This is a genomic window from Paraflavitalea devenefica (assembly GCF_011759375.1).
Classification (GTDB): domain Bacteria; phylum Bacteroidota; class Bacteroidia; order Chitinophagales; family Chitinophagaceae; genus Paraflavitalea; species Paraflavitalea devenefica.
The window spans coordinates 1-23,959 of record NZ_JAARML010000010.1; the positions used below are offsets into that span (position 1 = coordinate 1).

The following is a 23,959-nucleotide window of genomic DNA, read 5'->3' on the forward strand; positions in this document are numbered from 1 at the left end:
TACTGGGGAATAGACTGAAGGTAATAATGGAGAGCCGTATACATGGAGACGTGTAAGTACGGTTCGGGGGCGAGCACAGGTAAACCTGTCATAGAAATATGGAAAGGCGACAGGTGCTTAGCCTACGGAACGGTGGCCGGTGCTGTGAGCCAGGCCGTGACCGATGGCAAACAGGAAAAGTAATCATTCTTATCAATCTGGTATTCCTATGAAGTGGAGGCCGTCTCAAAAGAAAGAGACGGCCTTCTTTGTGCCCAGGACAAGATTCTTTAGTCCTTGGTTTAATATTCGTACACGCTTTTAGTTTATTGCCATATAGGTGAAGTTCTTAAACGTCACTTTCCCTTCCCCCATAGCACAAAGTCCTATCCGTAAACTTAAAAATCCACCCAGCACATTATGGTGTAATGCAGACACCTCCAGTGAACTTTCTATTTTATTCCAGTTTTTGCCATCTACACTATAATACATATCAACTGTATTGTTCCTGTTTATCAGGCGCAGGAATACATGCCTTTGTATTACTTTTTTTTCGGCTTCGAATTGCCAGCCACGAAGGTTGGCCAGGATGTTTTCTTTATTGGCCAATATACCTGAATACGCGCTGTTATTGTAGAAGAGTACCAGGCCACCTGTAGCCTCTCCTTCCATAAACATCTCAACTTCCGCCTGGTAGGAATGATGCGAGGGAATACAAAGCAATGGAGCACAATCTCCCACAGAACGTCCTTTCGACGCCATCTCCAGGCTGTTATCGATCAGCTGAAATCTGCTGGTGTCATAGTCTCCAAAGAATTTCCAATGTGGTTTTAATGTGTTGCCTTCAAAGTGATCACTTAATGTAAATACAGGACCGGAAGGCATACCGGCAGGTGTTTTAACCGGTTGAGCGGTGGTTATTCCCTGTGGCATTTTAAACCATCCGTCTTTTGTCCATTCTACGGGTTGCAGGAGGGTTTGACGGCCCATGTTATAATGCCCGTTTTCGTAGGCATGAAAAACCATCCACCATTGCCCTTTTGGGCCTTCGAATAAAGTGCCATGCCCTTTAGAACACCATCTTTCGGTGGTGGTACTGGTTCGCAAAAGAGGATTGTAAGGCGAATTTTCCCATGGGCCTAAAGGCGATTTGGAACGTGCAGATATTATCATATGGCTTGTGGCCGGTCCGGCTGTGCCGCCTTCCGCCACTGTCAGGTAATAATAATCCCCCCGCTTAACCAGTTTTGGCCCTTCCATACAAAAACATTCAATTGTCCACTCGCGGGGAATTGGCCAGCCGCTGTATACGTGTTTGAATTCACCTGTCACTGATAGCCCATCGTCTGACAGCGGTACATAACCACCGCTGCTAAAGTACAAATACCGTTTACCTGCAGCGTCTGCAATATGTCCCGGGTCAATATTACCCACTTTCAGGTCTACCGGGTCGCTCCAGGGTCCCTTCATTGAATTGGCTGTAATTACATAGTTTGTATTGTTGGCCGGGAAATAGATGTAGTATTTATTGTTGTATTTCACCAGGTCGGGCGCCCATACGGAACCCACGTATTTGTGTAATGCATTGGTAACCGGCCTCCAGTTGATCAAATCTTTCGAATGCCAGATCAACAAGCCCGGGTAGTACTCAAAAGAGGAATGCACTATGTAATAATCATCACCATCGCGCAGTAAACTCGGATCGGGGTAATCGCCTGCAAAAATTGGATTGGTATAAAAACCGGCACCTTTGCTATGGGATGTGGTTTGATACTGTGCATTTACCAATAGTCCTGTTTGAATGCAGATCAAAGTCAATAAACATTTTATTTTGTTCATAAGGTATTTCAGAGTATGTTTTTGTTATAGAACTAACACTTGTTTATAGGGGAACGATTTTTTTAGCTACGATAGCCTCACAATTGCTTGTAGTATGGATTATTCACTCCATACCAATACTCCGGCAGGTTTCAATACCTGTTCACCAACCAGTATCTTAGCTTTGGCAGGTAAGTTCATTGCATAATTTTCAGAAGAATAGTTGACGGCAATATTGAACCCGTCACGCCAGTATACATACACTCCCACCGGATAATCTTCCGTAGTTGCGCCAGCTTCCTGGTAGGAGCTTCTCAATACTTCCTTTTCAAGGTCCGAATCATCGGTATCCACGCCAATATAGGTTACGGTACCTTTCCCTGCTTTGCGTTTTATCACGGCAGCCTTGCCTTTATAGAATTGGTTATCATAGGAAGCCAATACTTCGGTGTTTTTTACAGGTTCCAGCAGATCAGCCCAGTTGTTCCACTTGTAATGCGACGAATTCATAAGCACATCACCGTTATTTCCTGGAGGAAGCATATCCACTGCTTTCACCCGGGCTCCGATCAGGCCTGAAACAGGGGCTGCGATTGGTCCCTCCCAGAAATGCCCATTGCGATCTTTGGTAGCGGTGCGGCAGGTAATGATCAGATGACCGCCTTTCATCACAAAATTTTCCCATTTTTTCACTAATGCTGAATCAGCCAGTTCGTAGGCGGGTACAACCAGGAGTTTGTACCTGGAAAGATCCGCTGATTCAGCAATAATGTCTGTGGGTGCTCCTAATGCCTTTGTTATTTCCAGGAACTTAACAGGATAGTTCCAGGCATTCCATTGCCAGGTTTGTTTTTGCCTGTCGATGGTCCAGTAATTTTCAAGGTTCCAAAGAATAGCCGTGGACCTGGAAGTAAGCTTTTCCGGCATTTTAGCACCTGGCTTATATTGCTGGCGAAGTCCTTTTATTTCTTTTATAAACTGCATGTAGTCCTCACCTCCCGGTGAAGCAGTTACACCATCAGTAAGCATAATACCGGCATGATACTGCTCGGAGCTGTACAAAATCTGGCGGAAACGGTAAGAACATGCCAGTTTGCCGCCTGCAGCAAAGCTGTGATACAGCCACATTCGAACGGTACCCGGCAGCAGAAGCGGGTTATAGCTTCCCCAGTTAACCGGACCCGGTTGAATTTCCATAACCCCCGATACACCGCCCACTGATTTGTAAAACTCCGAGGCAAAAAGGATTGTTTTACTGTCTCCCAGCCTGAACCCAAGTTTGCCTATGTTATCACTGCCGCCATTAGGATAGGCAGTATAGGTTGCAAAGTCAAGCTTTTGGGTTCGTCTTGCGTCTGCGCCAGTTGAGATGGCTGTGTAGTTGGTGGTAATGTATTGGTCTTTAGAAATATAATATCGCAATATACCAGCCTGAAAGTCCAGGAATTCGGCCTGGCTGTCTGCCAGGTACCTTTTAAAGTCGAGTAAAGCATGCGGGTTGTTTCCCCACCATCCCACAAGGCTGGTATTGGGAATGATCACTTCATCGAAACTATTGAACCACTGGCTCCAGAAAGCTGCTCCCCAGGCAACATTCAAAGCGTGAATGGTTTTATACCTGTTTTTTAACCATTTCCTGAATGTTTCCTGTGATGAAGGACTGTAATCGGGAATTGCAGGAGGTTCATTATCAATCTGCCATCCTGTAACATGCTTATTCTTTCCATAGCGTTTAGCCAGTTCTGTCACAATCTTTTCAACAAATAGCCGGTATGACGGATTGGTGATGGAAGCTAACCCGCGAGTACCATTTTCACCGCGGATATAATGACCGTCCATTATAAATGTTTCCGGGTACTTTATGCGCATCCATACCGGTGTGGTGGCCGAAGGAGTGCACATTACTACCTTCAAATTATATTTAGCGCAAAGGTCAACTACTTTGTCCAACCAGGCGAAATCATAGGCTCCTTCTGCTGGCTCCATTTTAAACCAGGCAAACTCGGCCAGGTGTACAAATTCGAAATCCATTTCGGAAATTTTCCTGATATCCCGTTCCCACTGGCTTTCATTCCAGTGCTCGGGGTAGTAATAAATACCTGTAGTGACAAGTTCTTTGTCAGGAAAAAAACGGTTGGGTGTCTGTGATGTTGCTGTAAATACAGCCATCCCCAGCATTACAGAAAATACCGATATACTCTTCTTTAAATAGTACATAGTTTGACCAGGTGATTAGAATGGAATTATAGTCAATGATAACAGGTGTTTTAATAGCTGATATCATTTTACAATTTAATCAAATTCAAAAAGAAAACATCGTTCTCCCGGATGTCCAGCTCTTTTGAAAAGGGAATGCCATTTTTTACGGTAACGACCTCCTTCGAAACCGGAGAACCATCGTTTTGTTTCTTTATTTGCTCTACCTGTTGCCTGGTGAGTTGCGCAGGCTTTCCCATGGAGAGATACGTGGACCAGGCATCATTGTCGCGATACCCTATTTTATACACTTCAACAGCATACATACCCTCAGGCACTTTCGCCATATTGATCTTTAACTTTCCTTTTGATTTTGACGGCAGGTCCTGGATGTAATATTTCTGATTATGCACTGAATCGCCGGGATGCGTGTGGGTGAAATCCCAGGCCAGTACCTGAATATTTCCTTCTGCATCTTTGCAAGCCCATGAAGCAGAATCCTTATTCACCAATTCAATATTGCCCAGCCGGTTCAGGAACTGGTAGGCATAGAATACCGGCTTGTTAATGCCTTGTGTGTTCAACATCCCAAAGCCTCCATGAAAAGGTTCAAAACGAGGGCCTGCTTCTTCGAAAATGTCGGTAAACACCCAATACGACATGGAGTTCGCAGCGTTACCGACCTGCTTCAGTTTTTGCAGCACATACGCAGCTTCGTGGTAACTATCATGAATTGGATCTGCCGGCGTATAGGATGCGCTCCATTCGGTATAATGCAATTCTAAATTTGGCATGAGCGATGTTTCAATCTCCTTTCTTGATTGAAGTACATCGCCGCTCACACTCATCGGATTTTTATCGAGCACCGTTCCTCCTTGTCCGTATTCATCTAAAAATCCTTGCTTAACACCATAAGCGTGTGTGCTGATAAAATCAATGGGAACATTATTATTATGGCAATACGCTATCATTTCCGGTTCCCAGGCCGCGCCTGCCGTCCCCGGTCCGCCAACACGGTAATTTTTGTTTACACTTTTAACTGCCAGTGCAGCGTATTTGTATAGTTTGAAATAATCTTCCTGTGTTCCTGTCCAGAACCCGGGTGAGAGATTGGGCTCATTCCATACTTCAAAGTACCAGGTCTTTACTTCCTCCTCACCGTACCGCTCTGTAAAATGTTGGGTAAGGGTGCGGACCAATGCTGCCCATTTTTCGTAATCTTTCGGGGGCGTTACGTTGCCCCGCCACCAGAAGATGGTTTGAGGACCGCTGGCAAGCGCCCCGGGCATGAATCCCAACTCAACAAAGGGTTTCATTCCAATACTGTGCAGGAAGTCAAACAGCACATCGACATACATGAAGTTGTATTCCGGATTTCCATTTTTATCCTCTTTGTAAACGGCCATGTCATCTGTTAAAAGCCCGTGCATGCGGATGTACCTGAAACCACATTCTTTTTTTACATACGCCAGTTGCTGCTGCCAATCGGCCCGCAATCCTTCATTCGCCCTGCCTGCACCTACGCATTCTTTAAAGAAGGCATCCAAAGTACCTGATGCTTTACTAAAATCAACATTGATTACCCTTTCCTGAACCGAAGGCTTATTTTGTTTTGAAGTTTTAGCACTTTGAGCAGTTAGTTTTATTGAAATGGAAAAAATATAGATTGCTAATAACAAGAACTTTCTTTTACTCATGATATTTTGTTTTAAAATCATTCAAGTACCATTACAAATCCACTATTTGCATTCAGCGTAATATCACATTTTTTTTGCTTTGCTGCATTCAGCATGGCTTTTGAAAACAATTCACTGTTGTTACCGTCTGTGAACAGCATTGCCTTGCTTTTCTTAAATGAGGCAATGTCAAGATTTAATTTCTTCTCATTTATATCTCCATTGATACCTGCGATGTACCACCGATTGCCGCTTCGCCTGGCAATGACAGCATATTTTCCCGGATAGCCTTCTAAAAATTTTACATCGTCCCAGTTGCCAGGAAGCTTTCTTAAAAACGCTTTCACCTCATCGGGCACCTGCACCATTCCTTCCGGCGCCTGGGCGTAATGTTGTATGCCGGATAAAAATAATACCGAAAGGGCCAGTTCGAAGGCAGGAGTGGTTTTCCTGATACAATTAGACGAGGTAAGCCCCGTAAGATTCATAGGTGTAAAATCCATCGGGTCGAATGCGTTCCTGGTGAACGGCAACATGGCGCAATGGTTGGCTTGCTTATCGGCTGCAGCCTGGTCAAATGTTACCATCTCCATTCCATAAATGGCTTCTGCTGTCATAAGATGCGGATATGTTTTTTGCCATCCTCTTGGCAATGTAGCGCCATGAAAGTTTACAAGGAGCTTATATTTTGCCGCATCATTCAAAATGTCAATGTAGTATTGGATCATGCTCTGGCCATCTCCACCGAAGAAATCGATCTTTACACCTTTAATGCCCATTGCCTGCAGCCGGCTGAATTCCTTTTCCCTTCCTTCCTTCGTAAGCAATACATCTTTAGGATGATACTTAACGGTGTTCCAGTCACCTGCAGAATTGTACCACAATAACAATGCAACATTCTTTTGATTTGCATACGCTGACAGCTCAGCAATCTTATCATAGCCGATCTTTGTATCCCAGTCTGCATCTATGAGGCAATATTGCCAGCGCATGTCATACGCATAGTCAATATATTTTTTTTGTTCATTGAAAGTGATGTTGTCATCCTTGCTATTGATCCAACTCCAACTGGCTTTTCCCGGTTTTACAAAAGAGACATCCTTCAACACTGCCGCCGGCGCCAGATCGGTACCCAAAGTTGATTCTGCAATTGTTTTTAAACTTCCCATTGTTATAATACGCCAGGGTGTAAGCCACGGCTTATTGTTTTGCGGTAAATAGCCACCGCCTGTAAACACTTCTCTCGGATCGGCAAAGCCGATTGAATAAACAGCCGAGGCAGAATCATTGATCAATCTTGTGCCGCAATAAGTGCCATCAAGTGCTGCTTCGGTGATCAATACCCATGTATTATTTGTTTTAAATAAAGCAGGGTATACCCAACCTGACTTTAACGGCGATACCGTGCCAGCAGGAATGTCCTGCAAATAATGTTCTTCATAAGAGGGATGACAATGCTGCCAACCTGTTTTTGCTTCACTCATGGGTTGCAACCAGGCCCTTGTTTTATTGTCAAATGCAAAGGAGGAATGTTCTTTAACTATCGTTTCATTATTGTTTATCCAGGAAAAAGAATAGCGGAAAGCCGCCCCGTCGTTGGATAACCGGAAAATGATATCCATTTTTTTCCCTTCTTCATTAGCAAAAGACATTACCAATTGATTGGTCTGGTAACGAATGCTGCTTTTTTTTGCATTCTTCGTTTGGTAGCTGTTTGTTATACGTTCCGGCTTTGATATCATGACCGGTTTCATGCCTTGTGTAAAATCATGCCCCTTCATCATCACTCCTAAAGCCGAAGGGTGAATGACGTTAACACCAGACTTTTGTATCGTGTATTGAATTTCACCTGAAGTTGGTAAGAATACAGTTAATACGATAGATTTGTCAGGACTTTCCAGTTTAGCAACCTGTTGCGCCGGAAGATAGGCCGGAAGTGAAAGACAAAACAGGACACAAGCAGTTACGATTATTTTCGTTTTCATCTTATTCTTTAAGAATTATTATAGTGCTGGTAGCACTTTGATTTTATTTTTGAGTTGTTCGGGTGGATAATAGCTGGCCAGGGCATCGGGTTCATTTGCTGCTTAAAATTTTATGACCGCTTTTTTTCCTGTATAGGTGACTACCTTGTTTGTTTGGTTGGTTGCGATCACAATGTTGAATTTTCTTTCGTTAAGCATTCCCGGAAACGAACCACTTCTATCGCCGATGATTAAAGTCTTCTTCGCATCATCCCAGGTGAAAGTGATCGTTGAATAAACCCCTCTCTCGTAATTGTAATTATCATTCTCGTCTTCGTACAAAACGAATTTTCCGTTTGCGCCGGGGTAAACTCTTATTTCCAGGTTGTCCCACTTTTTTTCTGCTGCATACTGAACGGAAGGTCCGACGGGAATGATGGAACCTGCTTTCACATAAAGCGGAATGATGTCGAGCGGCGTTTGCCTGCTTACTTTATTACCGCCGGAAAATTTTTCAGCAGTCCAGAAATCATACCATTCGGCGCCTGCAGGCAAATAGGTTTCTTTTGACCTGATTGTGCTGAAGTCTTCTACCTGTATTGTTTCTTTTTCGCTCACACCGGGCTTCACATACATCGCGTTGGTAACAGGGCTTACCAACAGGGATTTGCCAAACATATATTCATCGTTAATATCCAAAGCATTTTTGTCTTTTGGAAAATCCATCATTAGAGCGCGCATCATGCTCGACTGGTTGACTGTTACATCCCATGATGTGGAATAGATATAAGGCAATAAATGATAGCGCAGGTTGATGTATTTTTCAATGGCATCGTAATATTTGGTTCCCTTCTGTCCGAATTGATAAATTTCTCTTGGTGCATCTGCGCCATGCGAACGCATCATGGGAGTGAAAGCGCCAAACTGCATCCAGCGAACATATAATTCGCGATACTCGGGGTCTTCTAATTTTCTTTTGAACCCCGATAAAAAGAATCCTCCGATATCGGTATTCCAATAAGGTATACCGGTAAGTGAAAAATTCAAGCCGGCAGAAATCTGGCTCCTTAATGCATTCCACGATGAAGTTACATCGCCCGACCATGTATTGGCTCCATACCGTTGCTGACCGGCAAAAACCGACCGCGTGAGAATAAACACTCGCTTGCCGGAATCAACGGCACGTTGATGCGTTGATACGCCTCCCACAGTCATCAACGGAAAGGCATTGCGAACTTTCCTGAATGTTCCCAGATAAGTTTTATTATCAAAATCCGACTGTTTGGGATCAAGATGATCCGGTTCCGATGAATCCATCCACCAGCCATCCAACCCGAGTGCAAACATTTGTTTCAAATAATTCCAGTAAATATCACGGGCAGCAGGATTGTAGGGATCATATACACGAACACCCGAAGGATAATCACGTCTTACCGGCCATTTTTCAGAACCTGATTCCGGCCATGTTTTAAAATTCATCAACGCCCCTATCTTATCCAGGTCTTTGTATTGCTTTGTATGAGGACCAAACGAATTCCAGATAGAAATGATCATGTGTGCATTCATATTGTGAACATCGTTCACCATCTTTTGCGGGTCGGGAAATTCAGGATTTAAAAAGTCCATTGCATTCCACAAATAGTTACTTCCCCAATATTGCCAGTCCTGTATAATACCATCGAGCGGAACACCAAGCTTGCGGTATTGCTTTACTACATCCACTAATTCATCCTGGCTTTTATACCTTTCTTTACTTTGCCAAAAGCCATAGGTCCACAATGGGAACATGGGCGCCTGCCCGGTCAATTCGCGCATGCGTGCAATCACACCATCGGCATTACCACCGTACACGAAATAATAATCAACCCCATCTCCAACATCCGATTTAAATGATGTGCCTTCTGAATTATCAGTAAACACCGTGGGAGAATAATTGTCCCAAAAAATGCCATAGCCTTTTACCGATTGAAAAAAAGGAATGTAATCATCAAGGTTTCCCTGCACCATGTTCAGCGTTACGTTGCGCTGACTCATCCTGCCTTCCTGCTGTTGACCAAGGCCATAAATGGGTTCATCGCTGTCTAACACAAATGATTGCTGAACGGTTAATGTATTATTGCCTGCATCATTGAATGGTGTAAACTTTACGCCGTTTTGTTTTTCCTTCAGCAGTGATTCACCATTTACCGTTGCATAAATTATGTCACCGGTTTTCAGGTTAAGCGTAACGTTGAGTGTTGTGGTTCTTAAGTTTACCAAATCACCCTGCTGTTTAACATTGAATGCTGTTCTTTGCGGCTTCCTGATAACGGAAAGACTTTCTTTAGTGAAAGGGCGACCATCGGGAGATTTCAGTACTCTTACAGTTGAAGGGCTATAATATTGAACTTCGATCGCAGTCGAATTGATTATTGCTTTAATTCCAAGATCTGTTTTTTGAAAGGATTGTGCATTACTACTGTTACTAATGGAGAAAGCAGTTAACAACAACAAAAAGGTGCTCCATTTAATCATTACCGAGGTTTTAGTTTTGCTTAAATAAATTATTTCTTACCTCATATCGAGTTTCACAGCAATCTTCGTGAAACTAAAAATCATTGCAGAATGCAAAGAAGAGAGTTGATGGAGATCATTCTCTCTGTCAACTCTCTTCTCTGCGTGAAATAAATCCTGTCAATAGTTCAATTCCGATACTGTTTATTTACTCTTGCCTATAGCTGGTGCAGGAGTTCTTAATTAACAATGAGCTTCTTAATGAAACTAACTCCTTTCGACTTTATCTTCACAATGTAAAACCCTGCCTTAAGCCTTGAATTGATCTGTATCTTATTACCGCCCTGCGCATTCTTTACGTAAAGCTTTCTGCCGAGGTTATCATAAACTGTTATGACCGCATTTTCTGACATTTGGGGAAGAAGGATCGTAAACCTTCCTCCGTTTGACGGATTCGGATATAGGCTAATAGCATCCTCATTGATAGTGTTCGTGTTCACCTGCGTTGATAGTCTGGCGCCCGAAGATCCGGGAATGAACGGTGAGAGATAGTTTCCGGCGATTACCTGTTGTGTAATGCCGGGACCCTGCCAGGCTACCGCTATATTGTCTCCACCGGTAGCTTCCTTGTGAAGCACTTCGATGTAGTATTTCTGTCCGGCAACCAGGTTAATGGTAGCAGACTGCTGTGTGCTGTACTTATTCCATTCTCTCGAATTCGTCCATCCGTTCACGTAGGCTATCCTTGATGCATTGGCCGGGTTGTCGCTGGTGCTCAGGTATAGCTCCGTGTTATCATCTCCCGCGAGCCAGAAAGTGTAGCTTCCACTTGCAGTTGGATGGATATATCCGCGGATCCTGGTCCCATAGTTATCCGCCCAGTTTGTGGGGGCTTCGAGGCTGGTGAGCTGCCCGCTACCCGTAGGATTGTTTGGATAATTGGAATTGGAGGTCAGGCTACTAATTGCAGTTCCGCTGATCCCTGTCCACCATTGTCTCAGTATAGAGCCGGTCACGGTTAAGTTAAAGGTCTGCGTGCTTTGGCATCCTCCGCTATTGGTGTACGTGGCCACATAGTTCCCTGCCTGGTTCACCTGGATATTTGAAATGCCTGCTTCACGCGTAGTAGCAGTAAAATTATTCGGACCGCTCCAGCTCCACGATCCTCCCTGCACAGGCTGAGGGCCAAACAGCACGCTGCCACCTGCAGCTAAAGTACCACTGGCTGTCTGCTGCCAGCTTCCGCCATTAAGCTGTACGTACGGGGTAATGGTAGAAGGCGTACAGGCGGCAGGCTCCCAGTAAATTAAACCTCTTCCTCCGCCGGCGCTCATATATACCCTTCCCGCAACGTTCATGTCTCCGGCGAGCAATGGCGCGCCTGCGAACTGATGGGCGTCATCATTTAATTTGAGCCAGGTAGCACCCTGATCTGTTGATCTGAATAGGCCTGTTACGCCTGACACTGTTCCCCAAATGAAAACAGTAGGATAGCTGGCTCCGGGCATCGCTATTCCTATACCCACCGCTTTGCAATAAGTTACATTGGCAACAGTCGTATAAGCTACTCCGGCGTTGGTTGAATATTTTAATCCATTGTTGAAAAGCGGTACCCACACATGACCTTCAAAGCCCGACACTGTCCTCATCTGGGCTGGTTCCCATGGATAATTCGCGGTTGATGCGCCCGGCGTGCCTGCTAGGGAGAAACTGACTCCCTTATTGGTGCTTCTGAATAGCTCCCCGGTTCTCGGCGAGAATATGTAGAAATAATTTGAATTTACCTGGTCAGCCACCGGAGCAGCGTATTGTACGGATACACCCGAACAGGCCGTCCAACTGGCTCCGTTGTTGGTGGTATAGTAGGTAGTTGTTGACTCCCAGGGGCAGTGCAGGATAGTGCCTCCATCGGCGCTGATGGAAACCTTTCCATCTGTACCCATATTAGTGGCGCATCCCGTCCATGTAGCGCCCTTATCGTTGGAATAGTAAACAACGTTTCCACCGTTAGAAGCTCTTACGACCCTGTTTGTGTTGCCGGCCGCATAAGCAATGCTCTGATTATTCCCATCTGTAGGAGAAAGTCTTGCCTGCGGAATAGCAGTCAGCGGCTCATGCACAAAGCCTGTTACGTCGCCAAAAGAGGAGATAACCGAACCTCCGGGAATGCTTGTTATGTCGAGCAATGCTGTTTCTTCAATGCCGGTCACATCATATTTCCAGGTAGTATTCGTGGCGGTAATATCAGGACAGGTATATATGCCGCCTCCGCCTATTACGCGCACCCTGTTAACATTAGCCTGGTCAAACTCGATACAGTCCATCCAGTTAATCGCGCCCCCGGTAGACCATCCCATGCCGTTAGGATCATAGGTAGCGGTCGCACCATCATTCTTAAGGGTCCAGGTCGATCCGCCATCGGTAGTGAGGAAAACGAAGTCGCCCCAGCCGGTACCAAACTGGTTGTTCCAGTACATGCCATTGGTGGAAACGATCACCCGGTTAACATTCGTAGGGTCGATACTTACGCCTCCGTAGGAATAATCCTTCGAATGAACAGGTGTAACGTTGGTCCACACACCTGTAGAAGTGTTGAGCTTATATACCTTTCCGGATCCTTCGCCTAAATTTGGACCTTCACCATTCGCATAGGTAACATACATCGTGGTTCCCTGCAGGGCGGCCCGGTGCGGCATAAAACTGTTGGTTGGAGAAATGTCGGTAAAGCTGGCGCCCCCGTTTGTACTCCTGTAGAGAGTCGCCCCTCCGGTGCGGGAAACACCGATGTAAATGGTTTGACTTGCTCCATTCACTACGCTGCTTGAAGGGTCAAAAAGCACGAAACAAATCCCATTGCCGTTGGTTGTGGTAGTTACACCGCTCCAGGTCTGGCTCCAGGTTACGCCTGCATCTGTACTCTTCCACAATCCGTTCGCCCTTGTGCCACAGAATAATATATTACTATTTTTGGGGTCAACTGCCAATCGTTCACCGTTACCGCGCCCACTTCCATTTCCATGCACTTTAAACGTATTGGTAAGGTCTGTATAAGTAAAAGTATTTCCTTTATCGGTGGACTTTAATATAGCCGACTTCCCTGTGCCAACGTAATTGGTTCCGCAGAGCATATACACATTATTGGCATTCTGCGGATCAAGCGCCAGGGCCTCAACTCCATAAAGGTCACCTTGTGAATCGTCAAGCCAATCGAGCAGCTGAACCCATTTGTTGTTGGCGGCATCCCAGCGGTAAGCGCCGCCCACATCGGTGCGGCAATATCGGTCGCCGGTTGTTTTGTGGGTAACGATGCCGGTCACAAATCCGCCACCGCCAATAGGTGCATGCTTATAGACATAGCCGGAGGTTTGAGCGAACATTTTAAAGGACATAAAAAGTCCGGTAACAAAAAGTAGTATAACCTTTTGTTTACAGGGTACCAGTAATTTTGTTTTCATAAAGTTTAGATCATTTAAGTTTATCAAAATATCTCTATTTGGCCCCTGCCAAAAGAGCGTCAATCGTACGCTGATCTTTTACTGTATTATTCCGCCTGTCAAGAGCACCACCCGTATCCCACCAGAAAGGTTTTATTCCGCGTGCCAATGCTTCTTTCGTTGTAAAGTTTATCCAATAGTCCACGGAGGCGTTATGGAGGGCCAGCTCTTTGGGAACATTGGCGGAACCATCACGCCTGTAAGCGCCATACTCGCCCATGATAACCGGGATCCCTTTATCCACAAATTTTGTTTTCATCTTATTGTAGTCAGCAATTTGGTCGTTCTCTTCTCCGTAGGTAGCGTTACGATCAGGTTCAATGGTTGAATGATACCCATTGCCCCAGTAGTAAGCCATTTTACCCCAGCTCACGTCCTGGTTAAGGAAACAAAACTGTGATGGCAAATAATTATGCACTTCCACCATGAGGCGGTTGGCTGTAGGATCTATGGGAAGTGTGTTCATCAGATCAAATGTCAATCCCGGGTTTGTGTTTGGGCCCTGAACAATAAGAACGCGGTGGCTGTTCCTTCCACCTGTAGCACGAACGGCAGTAACGAAGGTCTGGTGGTATGATGCCAGAACAGCCACCTTCTCCGCATTATCAGCAGCCGGTTCATTAGCGCTGGCCAGCATGAGATGCTCATCAAAGTCGCGCATGCCGGTTGCGATTTGCTCCCATAATGCTTTTTGTTTGGCATTGACAGAATCCTGCTTCAGTTTAGTGATGTTATTTTCCAGCCAGCCGCCATCCCAATGAATATTCAGCATAACATACATGCCATTATTTACACAATAACCAACAACCTCTTTTACCCTGTTAAGCCAATTTTGATCTATGTGTGCAGTGCCTTTGTTGTCAATATGAATATCCCATGCACAGGGTAAGCGAATAGCAGTAAAACCTAATTGCTTTACAGATTTTACATACGACTCGGTGATCAGGGGGTTGCCCCAGCTTGTTTCTCCGCCGGTAGCTTCCAATGTATTCCCAATGTTCCATCCTAATTTGAATTTGGCAGCCAGTTGCACAGCGGTACTCATCCCTGTGGAATCAGGCGCTTTGGGCGAGGTATTATACGAGGGATAAATGTAGCTGGACTGCGAGACGGTAACTCTCCGGGCCTGGCCGTTCGTAGCACTTACCGTCAATATGGTGGAGCGGGATGCACCGGTGCTATTAGCCAACGCTGTTAACCGGATAGTGCTACTGCCGCTGCTTCCCGTTGTTTTACTGAATTGTAACCAAGAGGTAGCAGCGTCGCCGATGGTCCATTGTGCATTTCCGTTGATCGTCAGATCTGTAATACCGCCATCCGGAGTAAATGAAACCTCAGTTGGAGATACGGATAGCTGCGGTGCAGCAACAGCCGCCTTTTTATTACAAGATGCGTACAACAGCACCGTCATTAACAAACCCCAATATGCGCATTTACTAATGTTCATTTTTTCAGTCTTCATAGATGTACATTTAGCTATTATGTCATTGAATTTTTACCACCCTGATGTTATCGAAAGCAGCATTGAACCCGGTTGCGGTGGGCGACGGGGAATTATTGATCAGCCAGATGTGCACACTGCCGGAACCTGAATTACCTAACAGATCTTTTAATGAAGCCGCAGGTGTACCGGTTCCATTATTGGTGAGAAATAAGGATAACGGGATTGTTACCGTTGTCCAACCTGCTGTGGAAAAATTGGAGGTATTTCCATTGGCATCTTTCCAGGGCTCATAGCGACCCACATAAGCAGTACTATAATCTTTTACAACAAAGATTGACCCGCCATTCCAGGCAGCAGGCACATTCACTTCAAACTTGAACGCATAGCTTCCTACAGGCGCATTCAGGCTATCGACCGGCACCCATTGCACGCCATTGGTATTGATACTCCGGCCGCCATTCCACCAGCTCCATTCATTGGCATTCAAAACAGGATCGGTCATAATGGCATAATAACCCCTGTTACCCGTAAAAAGACTGCTGCTGTTACTGGTGCTGGTGGCTCCCCAGCTATATGGGTTCAGGTCATCAAAATTGCACAGCACGCCGGTAGTTACATCATTCACATTGTATACAGTGGTGTCTGCACCCGACTGGGTGGTGATGATCACCGGGCCGCTTTGGGTCAATGCCGGCAATTTAAAACCTACCGAAGTTCCGTCTGTAGTTCCTGCATAGGCGGTAACTGCTGTGCCCGCAAAGCTGATGCTTTTAATAAAAAAGAAGTTAAGGCCGTATATACGAACCGAATCTCCTTCATTGGCGTTTTCGTTGGAAACGGAAGTGATGGTAGGCGCCGGGGCTGCTATTTTAAATGTAAAGGTAGTGGCGCCCTCCGGCGTCACATAGCGGATGGTATTGAGCTGTTCGGCTGGTACTGAAGGGAAGGGTATTACCGAGGGCACCTGCACCGCTGCGCTGGTATCGGAAAACAAAGCGCTGTTAAAAGAGGCAGGCACTCCATTGAAAGCTATTTGGGTAGCTCCTTTTAAGCTATGGCCCAGCAGCACTACCCACTGACCCGGCTCCAGACTATTGAGTACAGAATCGCCAGGCGCCGGTGAAAAATTGCGTACACCTGTAATAACAGGGCTGTTCGATGTATCTTTTTTACAAGCGCACAGCAATATATAGGCAACAGCTAAGCTGTATAATATCTTTTTCATTTTTGATCGTTTAATAGTTACATCAATAATAGGCTACCGGTGGTTCAGATAGTTTCGGATCGGCCGTGAGCTCAGTAGCTGGTATGGGCAGCGTAAACGTATAGATGGTTGGCGGCGTAATCGCTACGTTGTAAGGCGTTGGCGTAGCAATACCATTGCTGTAGGTAAACAATTGCCGCTTTTGATTTTTGAGGGCATCAATAGCTTTTTGCGGGTTGTAGTAGGAAAGTCTTACCAGGTCGAACCAGAACTGGCTTTCGTATACCAGTTCAATTCTTCTTTCCCTGAAAAGGGTGTCGGCATCGAGCAACGGCGCCGGATCAACCCCTGCCCTGGTACGCACTTTATTAAAATATTTCAGTGCCTCTGCATCGGTGGTAGAAGCGTTATTACCAAGAATAGCTTCGGCATATACAAGATATACATCAGCCAGGCGCAGCAGGGCATTGTGCTCAATAGACGACCAAAGATCCATCGTGGGTGAGTTGTTATCCGCAGCAGTGCCAACTACATGCTTTTTAAGGTTACATGAGGTTGCCCTGTATCCGCCACCGGCAGCATTCAGTTCAGGGTAAAAGTCCCCTGTAAGCATAAAAGATGCTTTACGCCGGACGGAATCCTGTTGTGTATATAAAGTATACAGGTCGTAAGTGGGGCCTATGGCGCCCCCCCAGCCACCACCGCCGGTTACCAGGTCGCCGCTGGGTGCAAACTGCGCCTGCAGTGCATTGCCTAACCCATAACCTACACCAGGCGCCCATTGCAATGCAAAAAGCGATTCCTGGCTATTGTTATACTGCGTTCTGAAAAGATTATAATAGCTGGACAGCAGTGATAAACCGCTTTTGTTGCAAACATTACCGGCGTATAATTTAGCACTGTCTAATAAAGCCTGGTTTCGGGTCATGTTCTGGTTAAGGCCGGCCCAGGTGAGGTATATTTTGCTGAGCATGCCCTGCGCCGACCAGGTGGTTACCCTGCCTGCTGCATCTGAAGCCGGCAGGTTTTTCGCCGCAAAGGTTAGATCGGAAGCAATGAATTTATATACGTCCGACACAATATTCCGGCGCAGCAACGGCGAGTCTATCAGCTTGGTGTTGTCTTCTATAATAGGTACTGCCCCCCATAACTGTACGAGGTGAAAGTAAACAGTAGCCCTGACGAACCTGGCTTCGGCCAGTGCGGCATTTATGTCTTTCGCCGGTATAGTGGCCGGCGCTTTATCCCTGATGGCCTTGATGGTAACATTGCATTGACCTACGATCTTGTAAAAACTGCGCCAGGTACCGGCCAATTGGCCATTATCACCCGTAATGGAGAAGGTGGTGAATTGCACCAGGTCGGGATTGTATGGCTGCAGCAGATTGCCGCTTAATACGTCGCCTACCCCGAGGTATGGAAAAGAATTATAGTCGAACCAGGTAGCGCCACCATATAATGCTGCGGTGGCCAGCCTCAGATCGGAAGTGGATTGGTAAAAGTTATCCGAAGTGATCTGTGATAAAGACGGACGATCGAGAAAACTTTTTTGGCAACCGGATGTACACACCAGTACAAACAGCAGCGGTATAATGATTCTATATATTAATTTCATATAATTTTCTTTTACTTCGTTAAAGCCAGGTTTGCGCCTATTGTAAACACGCGGGGTTGCGGATAAAAACCAGCGTCTACACCCGCCAGCAAGGGGTTCCACGACCCAATTTCAGGATCTACCCCGCTGTATTTCTTAATGATGAAGGCATTGGTTACATTCACATATACCCGTAACGAACTCATGCGTACTTTCGTCAGCAGCTGCTGCGGCAGGGTATAACCGAGTGAAATGTTCTTACACCTGATAAACGAACCGTCTTCGATAAACCGGTCGGACAGGCGATTGTTATCATTACCGCTGCTCTGGCTTATCCTTTCTATGCTGGTACCTGGATTGGTCACATATACGTTGTTTACATCGGTGGCCGATCCGTTCGGGTCTCTCATGCCGAGTTTGGCATAATTGAGCACCGATCTGAAATACCCAAAGTTCTGGTTGGGATTATCGCCATTGATCCGCATGCTGTTCATTACTTTGTTGCCCACATTGGCGCTAAGAAAAATATTGAGGTCAAAGTTTTTATAAGAAAAAGTATTGTTAAAGCCTATCTGGAATTTGGGGATCGGCGTTCCCAAAAAGGTTTGATCACGTTGGTCGATCACTGAATCGCCGTTCAGGTCACGAAATTTCACATCGCCCAGCCAAACACCGCCTGTAGTGGGTGTGATGGGAATTTTTACCCCTGTTGTAGGGTTCACCGGTATAGCCGGGTGAGTTTTAAAATCACCGGCATCAGTAAATAATCCATCGGTTTGGTAACCCCAAAACTCGCCAATCGAACGGCCAACCATCGACTTGGCGGCAATAGCCGTTCCATAGTAACCATACAAGGCTGCACCCTCGGCATTCAGCGTCAGTATTTTGTTGGTATTATGCGATACAGTTATATCCGATTTCCAGGTAAAGTTTTTGCTTTTTATATTCACCGAGCTGATCCTGAAATCGAACCCTTTGTTGCTCACAGCCCCGATGTTTTTATAGGGGGCAGCGAGTGCTCCGGGATTCCAGCCGGTAGAAGGAACTGTTCCAGAATACAGCGGCAGCGGCAGGCTAAGCAAAAGGCCGTCGGTCCTGCGATCGTAAAAATCTACTGAGAAATTGATCCGCTGGTTAAATAATGTACCATCCAACCCTATGTTGGCATATTTTGTTTTTTCCCATCGTACCAACGGGTTGGGCAAATTGGCCGTAAGCTGCGCCACACCCGATAAACCATTTGCACTTGTGATGAGTGTAGAGGCGTAGGCGTAATCGCTGATACTCTGGTTATTGGTAAGCCCATACCCTATCCTGAGCTTCAGTTCATTAAAAAAGGTCAACTGTTTAAAAAAGTCTTCATTGTTTATTTTCCAGGCAAAGGCCCCTGAATAAGTGGTAACCCAGCGATTACCGGCCGCAAATTTTGAAGAACCATCTGCCCGCACATTGGCGGTAAACAGGTACCTGTCGTTATAACCAAAATTAAGGCGCCCGAAATACGACTCCTGTGCGCTGTGCCCCTTATTGCCCGAATTGGTAGCGGTTGTGGCATCGCCACTGTTAATAGCCTGCACATTGTTCGAAGGGAAATTTTTACGGGTAGCCGATACTTCTTCAAAAGTGCTTACCTGCGCTTCATGCCCCAGCAAAGCATTTACATTGTATTTGTTGCTGAAAAAGCGGTTATAGGTTAAATAGTTCCTGAGTGTTGTATAATAGTTTTGGCCGTACGAATAGGTTGAACTATTTACTTTGTTCACGATGCTGCCGATGGTATAGGTAGGCGTAAATTGATCCTGGGTTCCAAAATCAAAACTGCCGGATACTTCATTCCGGAGCGAGAGGTCGCGGGTAAAAGCTATTTCGGCATAGGCATTGCCGAATAGCTGGTTTCTTTTTTTATCATTTTTGGTGATCAGGGCTATGGCAAAAGGATTGAGTGCATAAGCACCGTAAATGTTCGGATCATTACCGCCCCAGCTGCCGTCGGCATTCTGCACATTTACATCAGGGGTTTGATTCAGCGCCATTGAAATAACGCCCGAACTTGAAGTCGTTACTTTTTCAGTAATGTGCGCGAGTTGCAAACTGGTACCGATCTTCAGCCAGCTGGTGGTTTTATTATCAAGGTTCAACCTTACGGAGGTCCTGCCAAAATCTGATCCCAGTGCAATACCTTCCTGGCGGAAATAAGAACCGGACAGCAGGTACTGGGTACGGTTGTCGCCGCCACTCACGGTGAGGGTATGATTTTGCATGGGCGCATTCCTGAATAATGCTTTTTGCCAGTTGGTGCCTTCACCGAGGTATTGCGGATTGGCAAACTGTGGCCGCAGGTCGTACCCGATAACAGCGCTTTTTTCGTTCATGAAGCCGGCATACTCACGCAGGTTCATGGTTGGATAATAATCCGGCAATTGCTGTCTTCCTGCATAAAAGTCGTAGGTAATCCTGGGGACACCGGCCTGCCCCCTTTTAGTGGTTATAATAATAACCCCATTGGTAGCCTGCGAGCCATAGATAGCTGTGGCCGATGCATCTTTTAATACATCTATGCTTTCTATTTCGGAAGGATTGATACTTGCCAGCGGGTTAGAGCCGCCGCTCGTATTGGCAGCGCCGCCAACGATCACTCCGTCGATCACATATAAAGGTGGGTTATTATTGAAGGAAGATAAACCGCGGATCTGTATTGACACAGCGCCTCCCGGTTGCCCGGAAACCTGCTGTACTACCACTCCCGGCACTTTACCCTGCAGGGCCTGGTCGAAAGTTACCGGTTGTGTTTTTCGCAATTCTTCACCGGTTACAGAAGAGATAGACCCGGTGAGGTCTTTACGTTTTGATTTACCGTAACCTATTACGACCACATCTTCCATTTTTATGTCATTTTCTTCCAATCTCACTTCGAGCGTATTGCTCTTACCTACCTTCACCTCTTTCTGGAGGTAGCCAATCATGCTTATTATCAGCACATCACCTTCTTTAGCTTCAATGGCAAAGCGGCCATTGACGTCGGAAGTGGTGCTGGTAGTGGTACCAGTAATAAAAATGAGGGCATCCTGCAAAGGCTTGTTTTGCGGGGAAGCCGTTATTTTACCGGTGATCTTTTTCGTGCCGGCCCTTTCCTGTGCACTGCTATTCAAAGTAATGAGCAGGCAACAGCAAAAAGACCATAGCAGCAATAGTCGCAAACGAATCGTTTTGGTTGATTTCATATGTGTGTGTTTAGCTTGACTACATTCTTATCGTCAGTTTCTTTCCTTCATACATCACTTCTTTATTGTACCCCGCTTCAAAGTCCAACTGCTTCGCCTGACCGGGTGTAATGAAGTTGATACGCAACGTTCTTTTCAGCAGCATTCCAGTAAACGACCCTTTGCGATCGCCAACGGTCACTGACTTTGTGGCTTCACTGTATTTTACAGGAATGATCGAGAAAGCACCTTTTTCGTAGTTGTAATTGGTCCCTTCATCTTCATACAGGTTGAAAGATGCATCGGCGCCGGTGTAAACGTTCAATGTAATGGTGTCAGCCGGTTTTTCTGCCGTGTATTGTAGCGCCGGCCCGAAAGGAATGATAGAACCTGCTTTTACAAAGACAGGCATACGTTCATACGGTGCATCAGCCATGATTTTTTGACCGGCCGCATACCATTTTCCCGAATAGAGGTCGTACCAGCCTGCAGATGCCGGCAAATACAACGCCCGTTTGGTTTGCCTGTATTCATACACAGGATTTACTAGCAAAGAAGGACCGAACAGGTATTGATCGCCTATGTTCAATACGGCTGTATCTTTTGCAAAGTCCATCGCCAACCCACGCATGATGGTGTAGTTTTCATGATAAGCTGCGCCGGCCAATGAATAGATGTAAGGCATTAAACGGTAACGCAGTTGATCGTAATAGAGAAAGCTCTGGTAAGCGTGATGTGTTTCAGGAGCCATGTTGAATATCTCCCGGTAAGGGAACTGTCCATGCGAACGGAATAAAGGCACAAATGCGCCAAACTGGTACCAGCGTGTATTCAGCTCCCGCCACTCTTCCAGGTTTGCGGCATCCGGTCTTTCAAATTTTTCCGGCACTACAAAACCACCGATATCCATGGTCCAGTAAGGCAATCCTGACAGGGAGAAATTAACACCCGCTGCTATCTGGTTTTTCATATCACGCCAGGTGGACCCGATATCACCGCTCCATATAGCTGCCGCATAGCGCTGAGAACCTGCAAAACCGGAACGGGTCAATAAGAACACCCGCCTGTTGGGGTCTGTTGAACGCTGTCCTTCGTAGATCCCTTTTGCATTTTGTAAAGGATAAGCATTCAGGTATTCGGCTGCGCTGCCTAATGCAGTAGGCGTCATTTGCGACTTTCTTTTTCCAGGATCAACGTTGGAAAGAATATCGGGTTCGCTTGCATCCATCCACCAGGCATCAATTCCTTTACTGTATATCTTTTTGTTGATCAGGTCCCAGAAACCTTTCCGTGCATTTTCATTAAAGGCATCATAGAATGTGGAAACATAGCCCTTGCCGATCCAGTCTCTTTGCCTGTCAGCAATGTTCCTTTTATACAGCCAGCCGTTCCTGTCAAATTCGTTGTAAGTGGAAATGCCTTCATAGAATTTCGGCCATACCGAGATCATGATCTGCGTGTTGTACTTTTTGTGCAGCACATTGATCATGCTATCGGGGTTGGGGAAACGGGTTTCATCAAATTCCTGGCTGCCCCACCCGGCTTCTTTCCAGTAGCTCCAGTCTAATACAATATTGTCAATGGGAATTTTTCTTTTCCGAAATTCATCAACAGTCGACAAGATCTCATCCTGCGTTTTGTATCGTTCCCTGCTTTGCCAGAAACCGAGGGCCCATTTTGGCACAATAGGCGCTTTACCGGTAAGGGTTCTGTAACCGCCGATCACCTCATCCATGTTATTGCCATAGATGAAATAATAATCAATCTGCTGACCGGCTTCAGAGCAAAAACCAAAGCTGTTTTGCTCTGCCACAGTCAAGGGCTCCTGCCATTTCAGGGAAAGATAGGATTCGCCGCCTTCGGGTGTCCATTCAATTCTAACAGGTATTTTTTCTCCTTTTTTGAATTGGAAGGGGATCAATGCAGGCGCCGGGTTCCATGCTTTGCGCCAATGGTCCAGCACAAGTTTACCATCGAGCCAAACTTTCAGCGAACCGCCAAATGTGAAACGGAACTGATGAAGGCCTGAAAGATAACTGGCCAGGCTGCCTTCCCAGGTTACCACCCCGGTGGCGGGTGTAAACTCGCCGGGAAGCTGGTTCTTTGAGTCGCCCAGGAACTCCATATTGATCGCTGCTTCCGCTCTTTCAGTAATTATTTCCTGCGGTTTGCGCTTATCATTGGCATACGATGTTGTAAGCCAACCAGCCACTCCTTTTTTTGAAAAGAGCTGCAGGTCGGCCAGCGGATGAAGCGGCCTCACATCCCCTGCCCTGGTCAGGGAATAATTATCCCACAGAATACCATAGTTTTTATTGGAGATCAGAAAAGGAACGGCCACTTCTGTATTGTTCTGGAAGAAAGTAACCTGCTGCCCCCTGTAGTTGATGATGCCGTCCTGGTGCTGTCCCAGGCCATACCATGCATCACTGGCTGTGGTTTGAAATGCCTGGGTAAGTGTGTAATGCCGTTTGCCATCAAACACTGCAGGCTGAAAATGTCGCCCCAACGGTTGTTTTTCATTCAGTATTTTTTCACCTTTCTGGTCCCTGAAAGAAACGGCGCCTGTTTTAAGGTCTACAACAGCGGTAAGGTTTTTTGTTTTTAGTGTTACGCTTTCTTTGGAGGGAATGACATTCCAGGAAAGACCAGGTCTTTTACTGTAAACAGTGACAAGGCTTTGCGTGGAGGCCATTTCTTTCCCTGGGGCCGCCATCACCCTGATGATGTTGTCGGCAATCACTTCCAGCTTAACTGCATTTGATGTACCTGTAACGAGGGGATCGGTGAAAACAATTACACCGTTGGGAGTAGTAATATAGGACGGCGGTGCTGCCAACAAAACATTCAACAGCGCAGAACTCAGCAAACTAAACAATAGTAGTCGTAATTTCATA

12 protein-coding genes are annotated in these 23,959 nt (G+C 46.0%); 1 reads left to right on the forward strand and 11 read right to left on the reverse strand.

The window, feature by feature from the left end; translation table 11 throughout:
- Nucleotides 1-42: 42 nt before the first annotated feature.
- Nucleotides 43-183: a hypothetical protein gene (locus HB364_RS31880; RefSeq protein WP_167292509.1), complete on the forward strand. Its 141-nt coding sequence runs from the start codon at nt 43-45 to the stop codon at nt 181-183.
- A gap of 117 nt (nt 184-300) precedes the next feature.
- On the opposite strand, the gene HB364_RS31885 is transcribed toward HB364_RS31880, so the two are convergent.
- The 11 genes from HB364_RS31885 to HB364_RS31935 form a co-directional block, all read right to left on the reverse strand.
- Complete coding sequence (locus HB364_RS31885) at nt 301-1,818, reverse strand: family 43 glycosylhydrolase (RefSeq protein ID WP_167292510.1); 1,518 nt, start codon at nt 1,816-1,818, stop codon at nt 301-303.
- Nucleotides 1,819-1,917: 99 nt separating this feature from the next.
- Nucleotides 1,918-4,014, reverse strand: coding sequence for a beta-galactosidase (locus HB364_RS31890; RefSeq protein ID WP_208420170.1), 2,097 nt, complete (start codon nt 4,012-4,014; stop codon nt 1,918-1,920).
- Between the two features lie 68 nt (nt 4,015-4,082).
- Nucleotides 4,083-5,690, reverse strand: a complete 1,608-nt coding sequence (locus tag HB364_RS31895; RefSeq protein WP_167292511.1) for a GH39 family glycosyl hydrolase — start codon at nt 5,688-5,690, stop codon at nt 4,083-4,085.
- A gap of 17 nt (nt 5,691-5,707) precedes the next feature.
- Nucleotides 5,708-7,654: a glycoside hydrolase family 97 protein gene (locus HB364_RS31900; protein WP_167292512.1), complete on the reverse strand. Its 1,947-nt coding sequence runs from the start codon at nt 7,652-7,654 to the stop codon at nt 5,708-5,710.
- A 102-nt stretch (nt 7,655-7,756) separates the two neighbouring features.
- Nucleotides 7,757-10,147: a glycoside hydrolase family 31 protein gene (locus HB364_RS31905; protein WP_167292513.1), complete on the reverse strand. Its 2,391-nt coding sequence runs from the start codon at nt 10,145-10,147 to the stop codon at nt 7,757-7,759.
- 218 nt (nt 10,148-10,365) lie between these two features.
- A complete protein-coding gene (locus tag HB364_RS31910) occupies nt 10,366-13,515 on the reverse strand; it encodes a T9SS type A sorting domain-containing protein (RefSeq protein ID WP_167292514.1) in 3,150 nt (1,049 codons plus the stop codon).
- A gap of 100 nt (nt 13,516-13,615) precedes the next feature.
- The gene (locus HB364_RS31915) at nt 13,616-15,082 is read right to left on the reverse strand and encodes a cellulase family glycosylhydrolase (RefSeq protein ID WP_208420171.1); all 1,467 of its coding nucleotides are present in this window, start codon (nt 15,080-15,082) and stop codon (nt 13,616-13,618) included.
- Between the two features lie 22 nt (nt 15,083-15,104).
- Nucleotides 15,105-16,289: a glycan-binding surface protein gene (locus HB364_RS31920; RefSeq protein ID WP_167292515.1), complete on the reverse strand. Its 1,185-nt coding sequence runs from the start codon at nt 16,287-16,289 to the stop codon at nt 15,105-15,107.
- A 22-nt stretch (nt 16,290-16,311) separates the two neighbouring features.
- A complete protein-coding gene (locus tag HB364_RS31925) occupies nt 16,312-17,883 on the reverse strand; it encodes a RagB/SusD family nutrient uptake outer membrane protein (protein ID WP_167292516.1) in 1,572 nt (523 codons plus the stop codon).
- 11 nt (nt 17,884-17,894) lie between these two features.
- Nucleotides 17,895-21,083, reverse strand: a complete 3,189-nt coding sequence (locus HB364_RS31930; protein ID WP_167292517.1) for a SusC/RagA family TonB-linked outer membrane protein — start codon at nt 21,081-21,083, stop codon at nt 17,895-17,897.
- Nucleotides 21,084-21,102: 19 nt separating this feature from the next.
- Nucleotides 21,103-23,958 carry a glycoside hydrolase family 31 protein gene (locus tag HB364_RS31935; RefSeq protein WP_167292518.1) on the reverse strand — a complete coding sequence of 952 codons (2,856 nt, stop codon included), beginning with the start codon at nt 23,956-23,958 and terminating at the stop codon, nt 21,103-21,105.
- Between the last annotated feature and the right edge of the window lies 1 nt (nt 23,959).

Excerpts from the sequence above, each read along its gene's own strand:
- HB364_RS31910 (WP_167292514.1), bottom strand. The coding sequence starts at position 13,515 with ATGTCCTTTAAAATGTTCGCTCAAACCTCCGGCTATGTCTATAAGCAT.
- HB364_RS31895 (WP_167292511.1), bottom strand. The coding sequence starts at position 5,690 with ATGAGTAAAAGAAAGTTCTTGTTATTAGCAATCTATATTTTTTCCATT.
- HB364_RS31925 (WP_167292516.1), bottom strand. The coding sequence starts at position 17,883 with ATGAAATTAATATATAGAATCATTATACCGCTGCTGTTTGTACTGGTG.
- HB364_RS31935 (WP_167292518.1), bottom strand. The coding sequence starts at position 23,958 with ATGAAATTACGACTACTATTGTTTAGTTTGCTGAGTTCTGCGCTGTTG.
- HB364_RS31900 (WP_167292512.1), bottom strand. The coding sequence starts at position 7,654 with ATGAAAACGAAAATAATCGTAACTGCTTGTGTCCTGTTTTGTCTTTCA.
- HB364_RS31880 (WP_167292509.1), top strand. The coding sequence starts at position 43 with ATGGAGACGTGTAAGTACGGTTCGGGGGCGAGCACAGGTAAACCTGTC.
- HB364_RS31885 (WP_167292510.1), bottom strand. The coding sequence starts at position 1,818 with ATGAACAAAATAAAATGTTTATTGACTTTGATCTGCATTCAAACAGGA.
- HB364_RS31920 (WP_167292515.1), bottom strand. The coding sequence starts at position 16,289 with ATGAAAAAGATATTATACAGCTTAGCTGTTGCCTATATATTGCTGTGC.
- HB364_RS31915 (WP_208420171.1), bottom strand. The coding sequence starts at position 15,082 with ATGAAGACTGAAAAAATGAACATTAGTAAATGCGCATATTGGGGTTTG.
- HB364_RS31930 (WP_167292517.1), bottom strand. The coding sequence starts at position 21,083 with ATGAAATCAACCAAAACGATTCGTTTGCGACTATTGCTGCTATGGTCT.
- HB364_RS31890 (WP_208420170.1), bottom strand. The coding sequence starts at position 4,014 with ATGTACTATTTAAAGAAGAGTATATCGGTATTTTCTGTAATGCTGGGG.
- HB364_RS31905 (WP_167292513.1), bottom strand. The coding sequence starts at position 10,147 with ATGATTAAATGGAGCACCTTTTTGTTGTTGTTAACTGCTTTCTCCATT.